A 20,416-nucleotide genomic window follows, 5' to 3' on the forward strand; every position below is an offset into this window, starting at 1 on the left:
GGAATCTTTATTTTAAACAATTTTCACCATGAACAAGTTTATCTATCTTTTCATTTTCTTGATAATCACAGGATCTTCTTCAATTCTGGCACAAAGCATCTCTATGTCTCCTACACGATTGTTTTTCACCGGTAATCCGGGAGAAAAAGTGACAAGAACAGTCACTCTTCAAAACAGCTCGGAGAAAGATTATGTTTTTAATCTAAACTATAAAGACTGGGTTAGAGAAGAAGACGGAAATAAGGTTTATCTTGATCCGGGCAGTTCAAAAACATCCAATGCATCCTGGATTTCAACTCTGGAAAACACAGTAACCGTTCCTGCAAGAAGTACAAAGGAGATTGTAGTAACCATGCAGATTCCTGCAAACGCATCAAAGTCTGATGTTACCAACAGTATGTTGTTTTTCACGCAGCTTCCTCAGCAGGCAGATAAAACACGTATTCAGAATGGTATTGGTATCATCACTTTATTTGAAGTAGGACTTCACATCTTTTACACTCCACCGGGGAATCATGTAAAAAGTCTGGATATTACCAACATTTCAGAGGTGAATAGTGAAAATGGAGCGAAAAGAAAAGTGGCAGTAAACATCCATAATGACGGAAATACCATCAATGATGCCACCGTTGAGTTTGAACTAACCGACAAAGACAGTGGTAAGGAAATAAAATTGACTCCAATTTCCATCTCCATGCTTCCCGATACCAATCAGACCGTTCAGTTTTCTTTACCTGAAAACATTTCCGGCAACTTCCTTGGTGTAGCAATTATCAAAATGGCAGAATCTAACGATTTACGCGTAGGCGAAAAAAACTTTAATTTTAAATAGTAAGTCTTGAAATCACAAAATGGAATATCACAATTAATCCTAAGAAGAACCTTCTTATCTTTTTTATTGGTTCTTCTGCACTTTTCTTTGGCATTTGCTCAGGAAAAGAAGGATATTCAGATCCATTTTGAGACTGACAGTATAGCTGTTGAGAAGGGTTCAACTTTTACTGATTTCTTAGTAATTGAGAATAAAAGCTCTGAAGCAATTACGATTCAGAATATCACACCTGAGAAAACATATCCGGGATTGCTTTTCTATCCCAAAAACGACTTTACCTTAAGCGCAGGACAGTCTAAAAATCTTCCTGTGAAACTGATCGCTAATCTGGATTTTATGAAAATGAGATCCAATGAGATCAGATTCAATATTTCTTACGCCACTCCGGCGGTTACCAAAACTGAAAGCGCCTCATTTTTTGTTAAAAAAGAAGAGAACAAAAACATTGCAATCTACACAGCCAGCTACGAAAATTTTATTAATCCGGCTTTGCCCGAATCGTCGATTCTGCTGATTGCGGAAAATCAGGGTTATAGTAAGCGAACCGTAAAAATCGATTTACAATCCATTCCGGATGGTCTGGAAATGATGCCCAAACAGCAAATCGTAACTCTGGAAGGATTAGAGAAACAAACCATTGAAATCAAAATCAGAGTCAGACAACAGAATACGCTTTATCCGGAATTTAACATTAATGCAATCGCCACAGATCTGCTTGATAATAAAATTGTGGGAAGCAACACGCTCTATCTGGTGATTTTATCGCACAACAGACAAATTGCCCGCGGAAATGAAGCCGTGAACGGAAGTAATTTTGCCGAACTCAGCTATAATGAAAACAGTTCAGGCTTCAATTATCTTCAATTAAGAGGAAACACCGCATTCAGGATCACTGAGAATTTAAAATCGCGCTTCAATATGGGAGCAGATTACTATCTTGAAGACGGGCGTTATAATCTGTATGATACTTGGCTGGAACTGGAGAGAAAAAATACCGTATTACGGGTGGGAAATGTTAACGGCAACGATTACGATTACCCTGTTTTCGGAAGAGGCGGAAAAGTTTCGACCAGATTTGGAGAAAATAATCAGCTTGAAGTTCTTGCACTGGAAAATAATTATAATCTGTATGGTACTTATTTCAAACAAACTGAAGGATCTACAATAGCCGGAGCAAAATATGGTTTTGGGAATGCTAAATCTTTCACCGGAAAAGTATCTTATATATTCGACCACGATCCGCGCTTTAACGTAGATACACAGGTAACAAACGCGACAACATCATTTTTAATTAATGATAAACATGTCATCCGTACAGAAGCTGGTCTTAGCCACGAAAAAGGGCTTTCTAACAAAGATGAGAACACAGGAGCTTTAATAGCGGCAAATTACGAGGGAAAAATAGGAAAATGGGATGTACAATCTATTAATTCCTTTGCCTCCAAAAGTTATGCGGGGATTAAAAGAGGTTCTTTTATCACAAATCAGCGAATCAGCCGTCAGTTTTCAGATTCGCAGCGTGCTTTCATACAATATCAGAATTCGCAGGTAAACCCGGAGTTCCTGAGTTTCCAGAGTGCGCCGATCCAGCCCGGAAATACTTCTAATGTACGTTATTATTTCAACAGTACAGAAGTTTTGGGATCAGGTTACCAGTTTTCTTTAAAAAAATGGAATTTTCTACTGGCTCCAAAGGTTGAAAGGCAAAAAACAGCGAATTTTTATACATCGCAGGAGCTTTTTTCTTACCGGCTGGAAACCAACATCAATGCTACATTTGGTTCTCACGGATTGAATTTAACAGCGGAATATTCTTATTCAAAAGACAACAATAAGGACGATTGGTTCAACAGTCTGAAAACAACTCTGTCCTACAGATATAAATCTTTTTCCCTAAACGGAACCGCCCAATGGAACGCAACGAGTGTTTTTGATTTAAATTCTTATTACAATGCAGACCGTAATTTTGCGAACTACAATTTTTATGCTTCATATAATTTCCAGATGATGAATAACAATTTGTCGGGATCTTTTTCTGCCGGAACTTCTTATTCGGAGCTCTACAGAAACCTGAACAGCAATGTAAGCGGTAATCTGGAATATAAGATCTCGCCTTCGTGGTCCAGCACAGGTTATTTTAATTTTTCCGGTTATAAATCTACGGCTGCTTATGGAAGCTCCGGCAATTACTACCAGTTCAGAATAGGAATTAAAAAATATTTTGCCGCAGCTACAGCGCCCGGAAATCATAAAGTGACGTTCCAGTTATTTGAAGATAAAAATTTCAATGGACTTCTGGAAGCCGGAGAATCTGTACTTGCCAGTGAAATTGTGAAACTGAACAATTATGTAGCGATTACGGATAAGAACGGAAAAGTAATTTTCCAGAATGTTCCTGAAGGCATTTATACCCTGAAAGTGAATGAAAATGCAGGTGCAAGATTAATGATGGATCCTGTAATTATGGTAGACAGCAACATCAACCGCAAAGTTGGTCTTGTAAAAAACATCAGAGTAAGCGGAAAATTAAAAGAAATTAAACAGGCATATGATGTTCTGGAAACAGATGTAACCGGAATTGTGGTTTATGCAAAAGGTGAAGACGGAGAAATTCATACTGCTGTAGTTAACCAAAAAAATGAGTTTGAATTCTTCCTGAAAGACGGAAAATACGACCTCTATATTGAAAATGACAAATACACCTATACTCTGCCTACCCAGACTATTCAGGTGACAAAAGAAGGGTATTCACAAACTGTAGTTTTTGAGTATAAGAAGAAAGACACCACCATTAAGGTGAAAAAGTTTTAAATTTAGAAGGTATGAAAACGATGAGAGCTTTTTTAACAGGAATTTTTACCGTATGCTGCGGATTTACAGCCATAAAAGCTCAGGACGTGTATCTGTCGATTCCTGAGAATAATATTTTAAACAGGGTTGAATTTACCTCAGTTCCTACAAGGGTAATGACGAACGCCAACAGAACAAACTGGGATTATGCCTTTTTGGGATTACTTCCGATAGCTCCTACATTTACCTCTGTTTCCGGAGCAGCTTTCACCCACTCTTCTTCCTCATCTACTTTACCAGGCTCCACTCTTCTCTGGCAGTTGGAAAGTATGGGAGGACAGCTTCCGTCTGCCGGATATTCAGGATCTTTGCCCGGCTTTCAGTCGTTCAGTACAAGCCCTGTAAAATGGTATGAACCGCCTTCATCCATTTTCTTCGGAGGAGGATTCAATCGGGGGAACATCAATTTTACATTTAAAATACCTGCTGCCCAGTTTACCGCCAATGCGTTTCGGGCAGGGAATTACTCCATGGATATCACTCAGAATTATAATGATTTTACACCGATTAATTTTAAAACAATTTTAGTTATTCCGCAAACCATCAGATGGCTCACTTCATCTTTAACAAAATATGTTGAAGTATCTTCTTTAAATGACTACCGTACTACAAACACGAAGGTATGGGATTTGGGAAATACGGAAATCGCAAATACGGTCGATTTTAATTTTTGGGCGAAAGCTGCTGCCACAAATATTCAGTTTACTTCTTCCAAAGGAGTTCCGGGAACCCGAAATATTGCAGCCGTTAAATTGGGAAGCAACGGACCCGCACTTACAACCAAAGCCTTATCGGCAGATTTTCAGAATTTTTCTGCTGCTAACTTTACTGTTGCCGCAGGAAACAGAAACAGCTTCATTCCGCAGCTTTATGTATCTGCAGACGATTTTAAAAACCTTTTTTTTGAAGCCGGAACTTACACGTTTGATTTGAACTTCAATGCCAAAAGTACAGACAACTCAATTAACAATTTACAAAATACAGCCGTTCAGTTAAAGGTTCTTCCTTTATCAGAGATCACCATCCCAAGTTCCGGACGAAATGTAAATTTTAATTTTAATACAGCAGAGCATTATACCAACGGACAGTCACAAACGATTCCCAACCAAATTATACTGTCTAATAACGAAAGTTTTGAGCTGTATGTAAAATCAGACGAAAATTATTTCAAGAAAGCAGGTCTGCAGACCGACATCAATTCCAACATTCTGCAAATAGGTATAAACGGAAGTCCTGTAACGGTTCCGTTATCCAAAACTCCCCAAAAAATCCTATTAAACGGCACTCCTGTTTTGGATCGTGGACTGAATGTAACATACACCATACCTCCCGCTCGTGCGCAAAGTCTGGTAGGTAAGGAAAACACCACCTACTCTATCAATATTTATTACAGCTTTACGGCGATTTAAGAATACTTTCTGAAATAACGCTTCACGATAAAGCACTTTTAACAGCAGTCATCAACTGCCGGCTCAGCATATCATTATATCTGCCGGATTACACTGCTTTTCCGGTTTTCTCTTCATAATTTTTGAAACAAATGGATGCCTATTCGGCGTGCAGCGTTCTATTCTGCATCATTCAGATGCCTTGATATCAATAATCTGTTGATATTTTTCACTTTACATTTTTACCACTTTCCGTTAATCCAATCCATAGTTCATCATGAATAAAACCCTTATGGAAAGGGATTTTGCGTACAATTTATACGTTTTTTACGAATCAGGACATTTAATTTATGATTTAAATCAAATCCTTTTGAATTTTCCTTTTACTAATTATGATATTTTTTATAACTTGCCAAATATTGGCAGAAAGGACTGAACTATATATTTTTATGCTTATATAATAGAATATTTTTATGCCTTTTTACAACAAATAATTCAAACAGCTTTTAAAATATTTGATATTGAATTTATGAATGACCTTGTCAACGAACTGCAATTAAAAATCCAGAGACTGGAAAATGAACTCAATTTCAAGAACGGACTGATCTCCATATTATCTCATGATTCAAAAGAACTGTTTGGAAATTTTCTCTGGCTTATAAAATCGCTGGAACAGCAGACCATAAGCGAGGCAGATTTTTTTAAGCTGCTGCCGCAGATAAAAAACGACACCCAGAAGAATCTGCAAACCATACAGGACAGCACCACCTGGCTAAAAACACAATACGGAGATTTTAAGATTAATCCCGTTAAGATCGCAGTAACAGATCTTTATCACTATTTAGAAGAAAAATACGCTGCCAGATTAAAAGAGAAAAAAATCAGTTTTCATTTTAAAGGAGATCACAGCGCGTTTATTACAAGCGACGTTCTGCTGCTGAAATATGTTTTAGATAAAATTTTCAACAATGCGGTAAAATATTCACTGCCGGAACAGGATATTTATTTACAGGCAAGTACAGAAGACGATCAGGTTTTACTTTCGGTGACGGATTTCGGAACAGGGATGAATGAAAAGTATTTATCTGCAATTTATACCTATGATAATCCCATATTTCTGGGGACTGCAGGCGAGAAAGGAGTTGGATTAAGTTTGAAAATTGTTAAAAATTTTATATCCTTGCTGCAGGGAAATATCAAAATCATTTCTGCTGAAAATAAAGGAACTACAGTCACCCTTTTTTTTGTAAATTTATAAAATGATGAGTTCAAAAATTAACGTTCGTATTATTGTTGCAGACGATAACGGTATTGTAAGAATGGGGCTGATCCAGACGATTAAAAGATTCAGGCCCGATGCCGTAATTTTAGAAGTAGAAGATTATAAATCTATGTACAAAACGATCCAGAAAGAAGAACTGGATCTGGCAATTATGGATGTTAATATGCCTAATGGTACAGTTCAGGAAGCAATAGATTACATAAAAATTCATCAGCCCTCACTTAAAATTCTAATATTTTCTTCGCAGGACGAAGTGCTGTACGGGATGCGTTATCTAAAGATGGGCGCCGGCGGATATCTGAGCAAACAAAGCTCCACCGAAGAAATTGAGACTGCTTTATCGGCAATGCTGAGTAAAGGCAGATATGTAAGTGATAATATAAAAGAAGAGATCTTTTTTGAAACCTTAAGCGGCTCACCAAAAAACTCTTCCTTTGAAATGCTGTCCGACCGCGAACTGCAAATTGCCAATAAGCTTGCAGAAGGCATTCCCCTTAAAGAAATTTCTAACCAGCTGAATCTTCATTCATCCACCATCAGTACTTACAAAAACAGATTGTTTGATAAGCTGAAAATACGATCCATCCCCGAACTTGTGGAAATTCTTAGGTTATACAATAAGTAAAATAGTGTACTATTTTCCTATTGATTGTAATGGGCTGCATTACGGTAACTGAAGTTCAGCGGTCTGCTGCTGCTCGTATGGAAGGTTATTTTTGTTATTTTCCCGTTCCAGAATGAACCATGCTGCATCCAGCATTTTGATGAGGTGCAAATACGGATCTACGATATTGCGCTCCGGTACATTATTGAAAGTTCCGAGCGAGAAATACACGACTTCCGACAGAAACTCTTCGAATTCCTCAAGACGGTATTTTTTAAAGGCTTTCCGGAAAACTTTTGCCGGATCGCAGTATTCTTTTTCCGACAGCGATCCCTGCAACATCGGGTTTTTATGTTCCGAAAGTTCATGAACCAGCCATTTTCCGCGCTTGTTTCTAAGGGAATATCCTGCCCGAATAAACGACCGGAGCGACTGGTGAAAATAAAAGATAACGGAAGCATCTTCCGGAATCCGTGTTTTGCGCTGGGCGGCGTATTGCATGATGAGATTTAGATGTTTTTTGGCGGTTACCAAATCATGAAACTGGAAAAATACTTCCATCAGCGAAAGTGCAGAATGTTTCTTCCGACCGCACCAAAAGCGGGATTCAAAGTCTATACTGTTCTTTTTCATACGAAGAAGGTTTTGTGTTTTTATTGTTTTTTGGGTTGCTTTGATTTAATCTGCTTTACAAAAGTAATAAAAAATCAACTCAATTCGGATTTCAATCCGAATTATTTTACAGAATTACGCTTTTATTTGCTTCTGTGGAAACTGCAAATAGAAAGATCGTTGAATTTATAAGGGATAAATGGGTTATTCCTATGAACAATAACAGCCAATTTGCTAATGAAAATAATATTGACGAAAAGACAGTAAGAAGAATTAGAGAAGATGAAAATTATCAGATCAGTTTAATTACCATCATGAGAATTTGTGAAGCCCAAAATATTAAGTTATCTAAATTCTTTGAAATGGCTGGGCTTTAAAAGAAATACATTAAAAATCCTGACGAGAGTTGGGATTTTTTTTGTTTTTCAAAGAAAAATATATCTAAACTTCTAAAAATTCAGGGAAAATACTGAGTTAAATTTTTATAGTGGTTTTTATTTTTGTTGTTTACGGAAATCCGTAAAGTTATGATATAATGTATTTTGTACATTTGAATAATGTGTAAAATTTTAATTACATATCACCAACAATATGAAAACTATCAAAGAAATAAGATTTGGAAATGAAATTTTTCAAATTGTAGATGACAAAACTAAAAAGTTGTCTGATCCTAAAATAATTTTAGATTCTTTTAAAAATAATTTTCAGATTAAAAATGAAACCAATGATAAAATAGGATTAAGAAACCCTCAAATTGGTGCATATTATTCCATATTATCTCACTGGACAAATTCTAATGAAATTGCTACGGTTGTTTTACCAACAGGAACAGGAAAAACAGAAACCATGTTAACAATTTACTGTTCTGAAAGATTAGAAAAGTTATTGATAATTGTACCATCAGATCCTTTAAGAGAACAAATCGGAAATAAATTTTTAGAATTGGGTCTGTTATACAAATTGAATATTATAAATAAAAATGCAAAAACACCTATAGTTGGACTTTTGAAAAAAAGTATTTCTAAATCTGAAGATCTTGAAAATTTTATTAAATCATGCAATGTAATTGTAGCTACTGCCAGTATTTTAGATAAAATTACTAGAATTAATTCAGAAGTTTTTAATAAACATTTTACTCACATATTTTTTGATGAAGCACATCATTCAGAAGCATCTTCTTGGGATAGACTTCGGAAAATATTTAAGAATAAAAAAATAGTACAATTCACAGCAACACCATTTAGAAATGACACAAAAAAACTGGACGGTAAAATAATTTACAATTATCCATTGAGAAGAGCTCAAGATGAAAACTATTTTAAACCAATCAAGTTTGTATCTATTTATGAATATGATGATAAATTAGCTGATGAAATACTTGCAAAAAATGGTATTAAAACTTTATTAGAAGATAAAAAGAAATATAAACATATACTTTTAGCAAGAGTTAAGACACGTAAAAGAGCGGATGAAGTCTTTGAAATATATAAGAGATTAGACTCAAAACTCAAAATTGAAAAAATTTATTCCGGACTTGGAAAAAGACAATCCACAGAAATACAAAACAAACTTAAAAAGTTAGAGATTGACATTATTGTCTGTGTTGATATGTTGGGAGAAGGCTTTGATTTACCTTATTTAAAAATCGCTGTTTTACACGACATTAGACAAAGTTTACCAATTACTCTACAATTTATCGGACGTTTTACTAGAACAAAAATTGATATCGAATTAGGTAATGCTACAGTCATTGCAAACTTAGCAAATTTAGAAGTTAATAAAGAATTAGAGCTATTATACGCTAAAGATCCGGATTGGAATATACTCTTACCTACTCTTTCAGAAAATAGAACTCAACAAGAAATTGACTTATATAATTTTCTTGAAGGATTCAAAACAAACGAAGAATTTCCAATTTCACTTCAAAGCTTAAAACCAGCCTTAAGTACGGTTATTTATAAAAATAATACAAGCTCATGGAATCCTTTAAACTTCAAACTTTATTTTTCAAACGAAGATGATTTCGAACTAATTAGACATAATTATAATCAAGATGAAAAAGTTTTAGTAATTGTAACTGCAGAAAGAGTACAAGCTGATTGGCTTATTAGTAGTTCATTAGATGATGTTCTTTGGAATTACTATATAATTCATTGGAATACCAAGCTCAATTTGCTTTTCATTAATAGTTCAGATAATAGTAGTTTACATTCTCAATTGGCAAAAGCAATAATCGGAAATGATGCTGAAATTATAAACGGAGAGAATGGTGGAAAAATTTTCAGAGTTCTTGGTAAAATTAAAAGATTTAAATTACAGAATGTAGGACTATCTGAAATTATCGGGAAATTTATAAGATTTGTAATGCGTGTGGGATCTGATATTGAACCTGCTCTCTCAAAAAGCCAGATTAATAAGGTAAAAAAATCTATGATATATGGAACTGGCTATGAGAACGGAAACGAAATAAGTATTGGCTGCTCATATAAAGGAAGAATCTGGAGCCGAAGAAGAAATGATTTACCTACCTTAATAAAATGGTTTAATCATATTGGAAAAAAGATTAATGATAAATCAATCAATGGAGATGAAATTTTGAAGGATGCATTAGTTGCTAAAGCTTTATCTGTTAGACCTACAGAGATTCCGTTTATGATTGATTGGAATGAAGACGTTTATAACAATCTTGAAACAAAATATACTTTCATAGTAAATAACAAAGAGTATCCTATTTACACTTTAGATATTAAACTAATTAATCCAGAAAAAAACGGAGATATACTTTTTGGAATTTTTTATGAAGATAAAACAATTATAAATTTAGTTTTGAAAATATTCAAAGACAGCAATGGTAATCCTAACTATGAATTTAAGAAAGTAAATGATAAACAAAAAGCCACAGTTAGAATAGGTACAAAAAATCATGATATTGAAGATTATTTTACAAAAGAAGAAGTACCTCCTATTTGGTTTGTGTCTGGAAATTATTTAGAAGGCAATAATTTTTATGAGTTAAAATCTATAGTCAACGAATTTGACCATAATAAAATTCAAAAGATGGATTTCAATGGTGTAGATTTAAATGTTGAATCACAAGGTTATAATCCCAAAAAGACAAATTCTATTCAATTTAGGGTAATAGAAAATCTTAAAAAAAAGAACTATGATATCATTTTTGATGACGATGGTTCAGGTGAAATAGCCGATATTATTACATTAAAAGTTGAAAATAAAGTAAAAATCAAAGTTGAACTTTATCATTTAAAATATGCTATTAATGGTAAAACAAGTGAGCAAATAAAAAACTTATATGAAGTTTGTGCTCAAGCTCAAAAGTCCATAAATTGGCGTTTTAAAAGAAGTAAAGAATTTATCGAACATCTATTAAGAAGAGAAGCTCTGAGAAAACAAAAAGGTAATTATAGCAGATATGAAATAGGAGATGAAGCTAAAATGCTTGAAATCCTTGATTTAGTAAATAAACGATTACCACTAGATTTTGATGTTTATATAGTACAGCCAAGTCTGGATAAAAACAAAATATCTAAAGATCAATTAAACTTGCTAAGTGTGACTGAAAGTTATTTGATTGAGAGAGCAGCTGTAGAATTAAATGTTATATCTAGCAAGTAATATAATTTAGCTTGCTGTTTTGCAGGCAGTGCTTTTGTTTTTACGTCTACACGCAAAGCATTTTTTACCTGTTCGTATTTGTAATCGCCCCATGGTTCTGGCTCTTTGTTGAAGATAGCAGCCCAAGTTCCGCTTTCTCTAGGAATCAAGAAAAAGCTGTACTTTCCGGCAGGAAGTTGTTTACCCTGAACGACAATTTCTTTATTCAGCGTATTTTCACGAAATACAGGAAAATATAATGAAAGGCTGAAGATTTCTTCCTACTTTTATCAAGCAAATCTTCCCTTAAATCGGCTTTCCTTCTGCCATCCTGCTTCACCATAAGTGTCTACAAAGCATATTTTCACATCCGCCATTCCCTGAGAAACAGCGTATATCCAACAAGTGGCATCCTGTTTATCACGAGTGATAAGCCAAAGTGCATCCCCTTTAGCCGACCCCCAGGAAGAAACTCTATGAACTAATAAATCTGCATCTCCCCTGCTTACAAACGCAACTCTTACATGTGCTTCTCCCATAGATCCAGCCTGATATATTCTTGCCATTTTTAAATGATTTTTTACGCTTTTATTAAACAGATAAAATTATGATTGAAAATAAATCACAAATATACTATGTGAGCAAACAAAATGGAAAAAATAATTTCAGAATTTTTTATCTGTTACAGCCAAAAAGACCAATTTAAAATCATCCGCCATAAATCTGACAGTCTTTCACCCATTAAATTTTAAATAAATTCCGTATATTTATATGACCACTAAAACTAAAAACTATGACTTCTTTTCAACTGAAAAAAGGTTTGTAAACGGTTCATTATCTTTAATTCAAACTCATGTTTTTAAATTCCATGGGCTTCATTCCTGTCTGTTTTTTAAACAATCTCGTGAAGTAGGATGGATTTTCGAAACCAAGCTGAAAAGCAATTTCTGTAATGCGTTTTTCTTTAAGTCTTAAAAGATTTTTGGCTTCGGAAATCAGAAAAATATGAATGAGTTCCATTGCTGTTTTTCCTGTTTCCTGTTTCAGTAAATCGCTGAGATAACGTGGAGAAACAAAAAGCTGCTCTGCTAATTGTGCAACAGTGGGAAGTCCGTTATGCTCCAATTGACCTTCATTGATGTAATTCTTTAAGGCGGCGTTAAATTTCGAAATCATTTTTCCTTTTATCTGGGAATGATCGACGAATTGTCTTTTGTAAAACCGCTGTGCATATTTCAGAATGGATGAAATATGGCTGAGAATAATCTCACGGCTGTATTCGTCCGGATTATTGAAATATTCTTCCTGAATTTTATCCTTTAGTTCCAGAATAATCTGCTCTTCTTTTGGGGAAAGATGGAGCGCTTCCGTCACTTCATAATCAAAAAAGCTGTATTGCTCTATTGTACTGAAAAGTTCGTGACCATTCAGATAATCTTCATGAATCAGCAGCATATAGCCATTTTCTTCAAAATGCAAATCTTTCATTTCGATAATTTGTCGTGGCTTTGCGAAAAACAGACTGCCATTGTTGTGATCATAGGGCGTTCTTCCATACATAAAAACGCCCGATTTTATTTTCTTAAAAGCAATAATATAGCCATCTGTCGTGAATTCCCGATTCCCTAAAGTGCATTCGGACAGACAGCCGACTACACTGAAAAGCGGACTTTCCGGAGCGCTCCATCCGTTATCTGAATGAAGATCTGTCAGGGTTTTATAGTGTTTCATCGGCTGAATTTTAACTGTAAAAAATAACTATTTACTCAGGAAAAGATTGATGTAACCCTCCGTAATTTCAGGATACTGATGTTGCGGTCCGTGTCCGGCATCATTTAAAATGATATGCTGCATTGTAGGTGCATTTTTCATTAATGGAAACCAATTTTCAGTGGCAAAACTAATGTCATGGTCTCCCGAAATCACCAGAACCGGCGTTTTCAAAGTTTTGTATCCTTCGCGGAAATTCAGCTGGTCTTCTTTAAAAGATCCGGAACCTGCAAAGTACCTTTGAAAAAGTTCCGGTGTAGAAGGAATCAATACTCTCTTTAGTCGCTGCACAATTCTGTCGTGTGATTCTTTGGCTGCCTTTCTGCTTTTTTCCGAAGCCGGTTCGAAGAAAAGATAGTATTCGTCTTCCAGATTGTTTTCAGGTTTCAAAGCATGTTCGAAAAAAACGGGTTCTATTGCGATTTCATTTTCTCCGGGAGGATTAGTGCCTATTAAAACAGTTTTCAATACCCGTTCCGGATTCTGAAACATTACCGTTTGGGTTACCAATCCGCCATAAGACCAGCCTAATACATTGAATTTGTCGATTCCCAGATAATCGGCAAGTGCGGGAACGGTTTCTGCAACTTCAAAAATATTCAGAGGCAGATCGCCTTCGGAATTTCCAATTCCCGGATAATCAAAAAGAATTACGGTATTTTTTTCCGCCAGAGCATCCACAAAAAGAGGATCCCACGTGTCCAGAATTCCTCGGAACCGGTTGATGAAAAATAATGGCGTTCCTTCTCCGAATCTGCGATAGGCAATTTTATTATGGTTAATCTCTGCAAACTGGGTTTCTGCTGTTAATGCTGTTTTCATTGTGATAGAATTTTTATAGTCGTATTTTAAATTAATGTCCGTGTGCTGCAATGCTTACTTCTTTCCAGTTTTCAATATCTTCCAGACGTTTTTTATACACTTCGCTTACAACATGATAGGCAATTTTACCGAATAATACTCTTTGTGGCGGATTCCCATTGTCGATAATATCCAAAATTGGCTGAACGGTAGCTTCCGGTTTTCCCCAGGTTTCAGGATTGTCGCCGGACTCCGCAAACGCAGCACGCACCGGATTATAATCTGTAATTTCCGAAGAAGTCTGAACCGCCGAAGATCCTGCCCAATCTGTTGCAAAACCATTTGGCTCAATTAAAGTTGTTTTAATTCCCAGATGTGCCGTTTCGCTTCCTATGGTTTCTATAAGCCCCTCCACAGCAAACTTTGAAGCATTGTACAAGCCTAACAATGGTAAAGTCGTCAATCCTAAAAAGCTGGAAACCTGAATAATATGTCCGCTTTTTTGTTTTCTCATCACCGGTAAAACAGCCTGCGCCACCCAAAGAGAGCCGAAGAAATTGGTTTCCATCTGTTCTCTTGCCTGTTGTTCCGAAGTTTCTTCAGTGGTTCCGAATAATCCGAAGCCTGCATTGTTAATTAAAACATCAATTTTTCCGAAATGTTCCTCTATTTTTCCGACAACTTCAAACACTTCTGTTCTATTATTGACATCCAGCTGCAAAGGCAAAATCTGATCGCCGTATTGTGTTTTCAAATCATCCAAAGCCGAAATATTTCTTGCTGAAGCTGCCACCCTGTCTCCTCTTTTCAAAAGTGCTTCTGCCCATAGTTTTCCGAATCCTTTTGATGCACCTGTAATAAAAATTGTTTTTTGCATTTTATTAAAATTTTAAATGTTTATTTGTTTAATTTTGATAGGACAAAGTTAGGCGGATGAACTCCCGAAGCTCTAACACAAATGAGCGGAAGTATAGCACAGAAATACGCAACGAGACATTTAATATGGTAAAACGTCAATAAAAAGTAAACTATGGAAAAAATCAACCATTATAAAAGCATCACTGAGCTTCACGAGAAAAGTGGCTTTGAGATGCCGAAACATCCGCTGATAAGTCTTATGACGTGTAAAGAATTAATGACGTATTCTGTAGGGGAAGACCGTTTTACCGGTGATTTTTATATGGTTGCGCTGAAAAAGATAAAATCAGGGCACGTTTTGTACGGGAAGACCAAATATGACCACAGCAACGGTTCGGCAGTTTTTATGAAGCCGCGTCAAATCATTGAAGTAAGCAATGTACAGTTTGCAGAAAAAGGTTTTGTAATGTTTTTCCACGAAGATTATCTTTCCGGACATCATCTTTACGAACAGATAAAAAAATACGGTTATTTCGAATATGAAATCAATGAAGCGTTGCACATTTCTCCAAGTGAAGAACTGATATTGTGGGAATTATATTATAAAATCCGGAAAGAATATGATGAAAATCCGGATGAATTCAGCCGTGAGATCATACTGTCGCACATAGATTCTATTCTTAAATATTCTGACCGGTTTTATAAGAGACAGTTTATCGACAGAAGCATCAATATATCAGGAACGATGGTCAAAAAATTCCAGAAAGTGGTAGATAATTATTTTGAAAAAGACCTGCACTTGCAAGATGGGCTGCCAACCGTAAATTACCTTGCGGATAAACTTTCTGTTTCCACGCGTTATCTGAGTGATGTACTAAAACAGGAAACCGGAAAAACAGCTTTGGAACATATTCATATTTATTTGATTAAAGAAGCTAAAAATCTGCTGTTAAGTTCAGAAAACAATGTTTCCGGAATAGCTTATGATCTGGGATTTGAAAGTCCTTCTTACTTTACAAGATTATTCAAAAAAATTGTTGGATTAACTCCTGTTCAGTATCGGGAAAATGTTAATATCTGATCGGTATATTTTATTTTTAAGGAAGATTCTTTAATATCTCTGCACTTTGCTCCGGTGTGATATCACGCTGAGCTTCGGCAAGCATTTCATAACCGACCATAAATTTTTTCACTTCTGCACTTCTCAGCAAAGGCGGATAAAAATGCATATGAAAATGCCACTCCGGATGAGACTCTCCGTCGGTTGGCGATTGATGAATTCCCGCTGAATAAGGAAAGGAAACATTAAAAAGATGGTCGTATTTTGTCGTCAGATCTTTTAAAATTAATGCTAAGGATAATTTTTCGTTTTCGGAAAAATGAAGAAGATTTTCAATTTTTCTTTTGCTTACAACCATCGTTTCGTAAGGCCATACTGCCCAAAACGGAACTAATGCGGCAAAATCCTCATTTTCCAAAATAATTCTTTCTCTGGCTTCCAGCTCTTTTTTTACATAATCTTCCAAAAGAGAAGTCCCGTTTTTTTCAAAATATTTTTTAAGATTTTCCTGCGTCTTTAATACCATAGAGGGAATTGAAGACTGTGCCCAGATCTGCCCATGCGGATGAGGATTGCTGCAGCCCATGACCTGACCTTTATTTTCAAAAATCTGAACGTGATTGATGTAATCGAGATTTCCCAGTTCCTCATACTGTTTCTGCCACACATCAATGACCGTTTTAATGTCATTAACTTCCATATCGGGCAGGGTAAGACTGTGATTTTCCGAAAAACAGATAACCCGGTTAATCCCGCGTTCAGGTTTTAATAAAAAGAAATCTGAAGTTTCAACAGAAAATTCGACATCGTCTTTCATCAGGGAGCCAAAATCATTATCAAAAACAAAAACGCCTTTATAATCCGGATTTTTTTCTCCGTTGATCCGAACGTTTCCAGAGCATAAATAACAATTTGGATCATGAGCAGGAAGCTGTTCTTCTGATGTTTTTTCGGTCTGCCCCTGCCAAGGTCGGTTCGCTCGTTGCGGAGAAACAAGAATCCATTCATCCAAAAGCGGATTGTATCTTCTGTGAGGATGGTTTTTCTGATTAAATGACGATTTCATTTCTCTGATATTCATTAATTCCGTCCGATATTTTTACTTTGTAGACTTTCATGTCTATATTGTAAGCCTGTTTATACAGATCTGTGATATTTTCAATAACGCGATTTACCTTTTCGTCTTTAATAAGATTGATGCTGCAGCCGCCAAAACCGCCGCCCATAATTCTCGCTCCTAAGACGCCTTCTTCTTTTAACGTTTGTTCAACCATAAAATCGAGCTCATCACAACTTACTTCAAACTCTGTCGAAAGTCCGGTATGGGTTTCATTCAAAAGTTCACCAAGATATTCTATATTGCCTTCTGACAAAGCTTTTGCTGCTTTTTCCACTCTTTTGATTTCTTTGAGAAGATAAAAACATCTTTTATAAGGAACTTCTCCCATTTCTGCTCTTGCTTCATCCAGCATTTCAAAACTGAAATCCCTGAATTTCTGTACTTCAGGAAATTTTTTGCCCAATATTTTTTTACCGTTATCAACATCCCTTCTTCTGTCATTATAACCGGAAGTAAGATGGGTATGTTTTACACAGCTGTCGAAAAGAACCAGACTGTAACCATCGATATTAGCCTCAAAATACTGATGCTCCAGAGAGTTACAATCCAGCATCATCACCTGATGTTCTTTTCCGAAGACTGACGAAAACTGATCCATAATGCCGCATTTTACCCCTACAAAAGTATGTTCGGATTGCTGACCGATGACCGCTATTTCTTTTTTATTTAAATTTAAATCGAAAATTTCGTTGAGAAGATAAGCAAATCCACATTCTAAAGCTGCCGATGAAGATAAGCCTGAACCCATAGGAATCGTACTGCTGAAAGCAATCTGTAATCCTCCGACTTGTTTTCCGGATTCCTGAATAACATTGAAAACACCCAGCAGATAATTCACCCAGGTCTTGGAAACCGGAATCTGCTTCTCATGAACATCAAAACTGAAAGAATCATTAAAATCCTTCGCAAAAAAAGAAATTTCGGCATCCTCTGTTTTTTTTACAGCAAAACAAATATATTTATCAATAGCCGCAGGAAGAACGAAGCCATCGCTGTAATCTACGTGTTCTCCAATGATATTGATTCTTCCCGGAGCGAGAAAATTTTTTTCAGGTTCTGACTGAAAAAATGCCCGAAATGCGTCTTTTGTGTGATTGATTAAATTATCCTGCATACCTGACTGCAATTTATGATTTTAAATTTTTTTGTCGCGAATTCACGCATAAAATTTATCTTTTTCTCTGAAAAATCGTGAGTTGTGCCAAAAATTTAAATCATGCAATTGTCTATTTTCTCTTCATTACTTTTTTCACCGCTTCTACAATATCATTGGCAGTTAATCCATATTTTTCCATCAGCTGATCCGGTGTTCCGCTTTCCCCGAAGCTGTCGTTTACAGCAACATATTCCTGAGGAGCAAGGTATTCTGTAATCAAGAGCTGAGCGACACTGTCTCCCAATCCGCCTAATCTGTTGTGTTCTTCCGCAGTTACTACACAACCCGTTTTTTTAACGGAAGTGAGAATGGCTTCAGAATCTAAAGGCTTAATGGTGTGAATATTAATAATTTCTGCATCGATTCCCTGCTCTTCCAGAATTTCTCCTGCTTTAACGGCTTCCCAAACCAAATGTCCTGTTGCAATGATGGTTACATCTTTTCCTTCATTCACCATCCATGCTTTTCCGATTTCAAATTTTTGATTTTCATCTGTAAAAACAGGAATTACGGGACGTCCGAAACGCAGATAAACAGGACCTTCATACTCTGCAATGGCAATGGTTGCCGCTTTGGTCTGGTTATAATCGCAGGTATTGATCACCGTCATTCCCGGAAGCATTTTCATTAAACCGATATCTTCCAGAATCTGGTGGGTTGCACCGTCTTCACCTAACGTTAACCCTGCGTGAGATGCACAAATCTTCACATTTTTCCCTGAGTAAGCCACCGACTGACGAATCTGATCGTACACTCTTCCTGTAGAAAAGTTAGCAAAAGTTCCCGTGAAAGGTATTTTGCCTTCCGTTGCAAGACCTGCTGCCATACCAATCATATTGGCTTCCGCGATTCCGATCTGGAAGAATCTTTCCGGTGCTTTTTCGATGAATTTTTCAAATTTTAAGGAGCCAATAAGATCCGCGCAGAGTCCGACAACATTGGGATTTTTATCAGCCAGTTCTGCCATTCCTGCTCCGAAACCGCTTCGGGTATCTTTTTTTTCTGTGTAGGTATATTTTTTCATTTGTATATTAATTGTGGATATTTTTTTAACGCAAAAAGCGCAAAGATTTTTTATCTTATTGAGGATATTTTCGTTCTTAAAGGCGCTTTGCTCAGCTAAAAGTGGATTTCTCAGGTAAATTTTATCCGATGTTTTTACAAAATATTTTTTTTGTGAATACTAAAAGCTTTACAGGTCACCTCTACGAGGTTTTGTGATGCCGAATTATTTTGATCTGTTATCAGTTCTCTCCTACAGAGCATTTATTATTCTAAAGCGTATTTAGATGGAGCCACAGCGTGGCGAACTGTTAATAGAAAAATTAATTCTAGAGAATCCAGCTCCGTAGGAGCGACCTGTAATTTAACATCACAATAAATTCTATTGTTATTTCAGAAAACTTTTTCTATTTAATGCTTTGTTCGTTGATTGATTTGGAACGGCGAATCTATCTCCACTTTATTATTTTTATTTTGAATCGATGAATCTCGTTCCTCGATTTCTCGCAGCCCGGCTTAAGTGGAGCTCTTTTTGCAAATTTCCGCGGTGGAAAAGCCTTGGAAATTTGCAAAAAAGCGGGAGCGGAAGACGGAAAAAGCTGCCCAAATAATTTTTAATTTAATAATCGCCTAAAGTTTCTTCGAGTTGATCTAATGCTTTTGAAAGTTGTTCATCATTCGGTGCTTTTCCGTGCCAAGCGTGAGTTCCCATCATATAATCGACGCCGTAACCCATTTCTGTTTTCAGGAGAATACAAATCGGCTGTCCTTTTCCTGTCAAAGATTTGGCTTCGTCCAGAACTTTCAAAATCTCTTCCATATCGTTTCCGTTTTCCACTTCAAGAACTTTCCAGTCAAAAGCTTCAAACTTGGTTTTAAGATTTCCCAGAGAAAGTACTTTGGAGGTGGGGCCGTCAATCTGCTGTCCGTTATAATCTACGGTGGCGATGAGATTATCAACTCTGTTGTGAGAAGCATACATAATCGCTTCCCAGTTCTGCCCTTCCTGCAATTCGCCGTCGCCGTGAAGACTGAAAACCAAATTCGTATCTTTATCTAATTTCTTTCCGACCGCATGACCGACTGCCACAGACAATCCCTGTCCAAGCGAACCCGAAGCAATGCGAACTCCGGGAAGATGTTCGTGAGTAGTCGGGTGTCCCTGCAATCTGGAATTCAGCTTTCTGAAAGTTGCCAGTTCAGCTTTGTCGAAATATCCCGCATGTGCCAGAACACTGTAAAAAACAGGAGAAATATGACCGTTGGAAAGATAAAATACATCTTCGCCTTTTCCCGTCATATCAAATCCTTCTTTTCTTTTCATTGCATCAAAGTAAAGCGCTACAAGAAAATCTGTACATCCCAATGAACCTCCCGGATGTCCCGACTGGCAGGCGTGAACCATTCTTACAATATCTCTGCGAACCTGTGAAGCAATATTTTTTAATTTTTGAATGTCGCACATATTT

Annotated in this window: 18 protein-coding genes; 8 read left to right on the forward strand and 10 right to left on the reverse strand. The window is 36.3% G+C overall.

Annotation, left to right across the window (positions count from 1 at the left end):
- Positions 1–28: 28 nt before the first annotated feature.
- The 5 genes from WFH39_RS07600 (at position 29) to WFH39_RS07620 (ending at position 6,977) form a co-directional block, all read left to right on the forward strand.
- Positions 29–832: a COG1470 family protein gene (locus WFH39_RS07600; protein ID WP_250902131.1), complete on the forward strand. Its 804-nt coding sequence runs from the start codon at positions 29–31 to the stop codon at positions 830–832.
- 6 nt (positions 833–838) lie between these two features.
- Positions 839–3,643, forward strand: a complete 2,805-nt coding sequence (locus WFH39_RS07605) for a hypothetical protein (protein ID WP_336689425.1) — start codon at positions 839–841, stop codon at positions 3,641–3,643.
- An 11-nt stretch (positions 3,644–3,654) separates the two neighbouring features.
- Positions 3,655–5,091 (forward strand): hypothetical protein, encoded by a 1,437-nt coding sequence (locus WFH39_RS07610; RefSeq protein WP_336689426.1) that lies wholly within the window; start codon positions 3,655–3,657, stop codon positions 5,089–5,091.
- A gap of 508 nt (positions 5,092–5,599) precedes the next feature.
- Complete coding sequence (locus tag WFH39_RS07615; protein WP_336689427.1) at positions 5,600–6,328, forward strand: sensor histidine kinase; 729 nt, start codon at positions 5,600–5,602, stop codon at positions 6,326–6,328.
- Positions 6,329–6,332: 4 nt separating this feature from the next.
- Complete coding sequence (locus tag WFH39_RS07620; protein WP_336689428.1) at positions 6,333–6,977, forward strand: response regulator transcription factor; 645 nt, start codon at positions 6,333–6,335, stop codon at positions 6,975–6,977.
- Between the two features lie 39 nt (positions 6,978–7,016).
- On the opposite strand, the gene WFH39_RS07625 is transcribed toward WFH39_RS07620, so the two are convergent.
- Positions 7,017–7,589, reverse strand: a complete 573-nt coding sequence (locus WFH39_RS07625) for a hypothetical protein (protein ID WP_336689429.1) — start codon at positions 7,587–7,589, stop codon at positions 7,017–7,019.
- 191 nt (positions 7,590–7,780) lie between these two features.
- Here WFH39_RS07625 and WFH39_RS07630 point away from each other — a divergent pair, with 191 nt between their 5' ends.
- Complete coding sequence (locus tag WFH39_RS07630; protein WP_305121825.1) at positions 7,781–7,945, forward strand: helix-turn-helix domain-containing protein; 165 nt, start codon at positions 7,781–7,783, stop codon at positions 7,943–7,945.
- A 214-nt stretch (positions 7,946–8,159) separates the two neighbouring features.
- The gene (locus WFH39_RS07635; protein ID WP_336689430.1) at positions 8,160–11,201 is read left to right on the forward strand and encodes a DEAD/DEAH box helicase; all 3,042 of its coding nucleotides are present in this window, start codon (positions 8,160–8,162) and stop codon (positions 11,199–11,201) included.
- Here the strand turns inward: WFH39_RS07635 and WFH39_RS07640 are convergent.
- From WFH39_RS07640 to WFH39_RS07660, 5 genes are all read right to left on the reverse strand, one after another.
- On the reverse strand, positions 11,150–11,455 hold the full coding sequence (locus WFH39_RS07640; RefSeq protein ID WP_336689597.1) for a DUF2911 domain-containing protein: 306 nt from the start codon (positions 11,453–11,455) through the stop codon (positions 11,150–11,152). The genes WFH39_RS07635 and WFH39_RS07640 overlap by 52 nt on opposite strands.
- Before the next feature lie 15 nt (positions 11,456–11,470).
- Complete coding sequence (locus tag WFH39_RS07645) at positions 11,471–11,746, reverse strand: DUF6150 family protein (RefSeq protein WP_336689431.1); 276 nt, start codon at positions 11,744–11,746, stop codon at positions 11,471–11,473.
- 274 nt (positions 11,747–12,020) lie between these two features.
- Positions 12,021–12,911 carry a helix-turn-helix domain-containing protein gene (locus tag WFH39_RS07650; RefSeq protein ID WP_336689432.1) on the reverse strand — a complete coding sequence of 297 codons (891 nt, stop codon included), beginning with the start codon at positions 12,909–12,911 and terminating at the stop codon, positions 12,021–12,023.
- 27 nt (positions 12,912–12,938) lie between these two features.
- Positions 12,939–13,772, reverse strand: coding sequence for an alpha/beta fold hydrolase (locus tag WFH39_RS07655; RefSeq protein ID WP_336689433.1), 834 nt, complete (start codon positions 13,770–13,772; stop codon positions 12,939–12,941).
- 31 nt (positions 13,773–13,803) lie between these two features.
- Positions 13,804–14,628: an SDR family NAD(P)-dependent oxidoreductase gene (locus WFH39_RS07660; protein ID WP_336689434.1), complete on the reverse strand. Its 825-nt coding sequence runs from the start codon at positions 14,626–14,628 to the stop codon at positions 13,804–13,806.
- A 153-nt stretch (positions 14,629–14,781) separates the two neighbouring features.
- Here WFH39_RS07660 and WFH39_RS07665 point away from each other — a divergent pair, with 153 nt between their 5' ends.
- Positions 14,782–15,690, forward strand: a complete 909-nt coding sequence (locus WFH39_RS07665; protein ID WP_336689435.1) for a helix-turn-helix domain-containing protein — start codon at positions 14,782–14,784, stop codon at positions 15,688–15,690.
- 16 nt (positions 15,691–15,706) lie between these two features.
- Here WFH39_RS07665 and WFH39_RS07670 read toward each other — a convergent pair whose 3' ends face one another.
- The 4 genes from WFH39_RS07670 to WFH39_RS07685 form a co-directional block, all read right to left on the reverse strand.
- On the reverse strand, positions 15,707–16,750 hold the full coding sequence (locus WFH39_RS07670; RefSeq protein ID WP_336689436.1) for a UDP-glucose--hexose-1-phosphate uridylyltransferase: 1,044 nt from the start codon (positions 16,748–16,750) through the stop codon (positions 15,707–15,709).
- Positions 16,719–17,903, reverse strand: coding sequence for a galactokinase (gene galK, locus WFH39_RS07675; protein WP_336689437.1), 1,185 nt, complete (start codon positions 17,901–17,903; stop codon positions 16,719–16,721). Before galK ends, WFH39_RS07670 begins: the two co-directional genes overlap by 32 nt.
- A 112-nt stretch (positions 17,904–18,015) precedes the next feature.
- The gene (locus tag WFH39_RS07680) at positions 18,016–18,969 is read right to left on the reverse strand and encodes a transketolase family protein (RefSeq protein WP_336689438.1); all 954 of its coding nucleotides are present in this window, start codon (positions 18,967–18,969) and stop codon (positions 18,016–18,018) included.
- Between the two features lie 597 nt (positions 18,970–19,566).
- Positions 19,567–20,412, reverse strand: a complete 846-nt coding sequence (locus WFH39_RS07685; protein WP_336689439.1) for a transketolase — start codon at positions 20,410–20,412, stop codon at positions 19,567–19,569.
- Positions 20,413–20,416: the final 4 nt, after the last annotated feature.

Source organism: Chryseobacterium sp. MMO-72 (assembly GCF_037146035.1).
Classification (GTDB): domain Bacteria; phylum Bacteroidota; class Bacteroidia; order Flavobacteriales; family Weeksellaceae; genus Chryseobacterium; species Chryseobacterium indicum.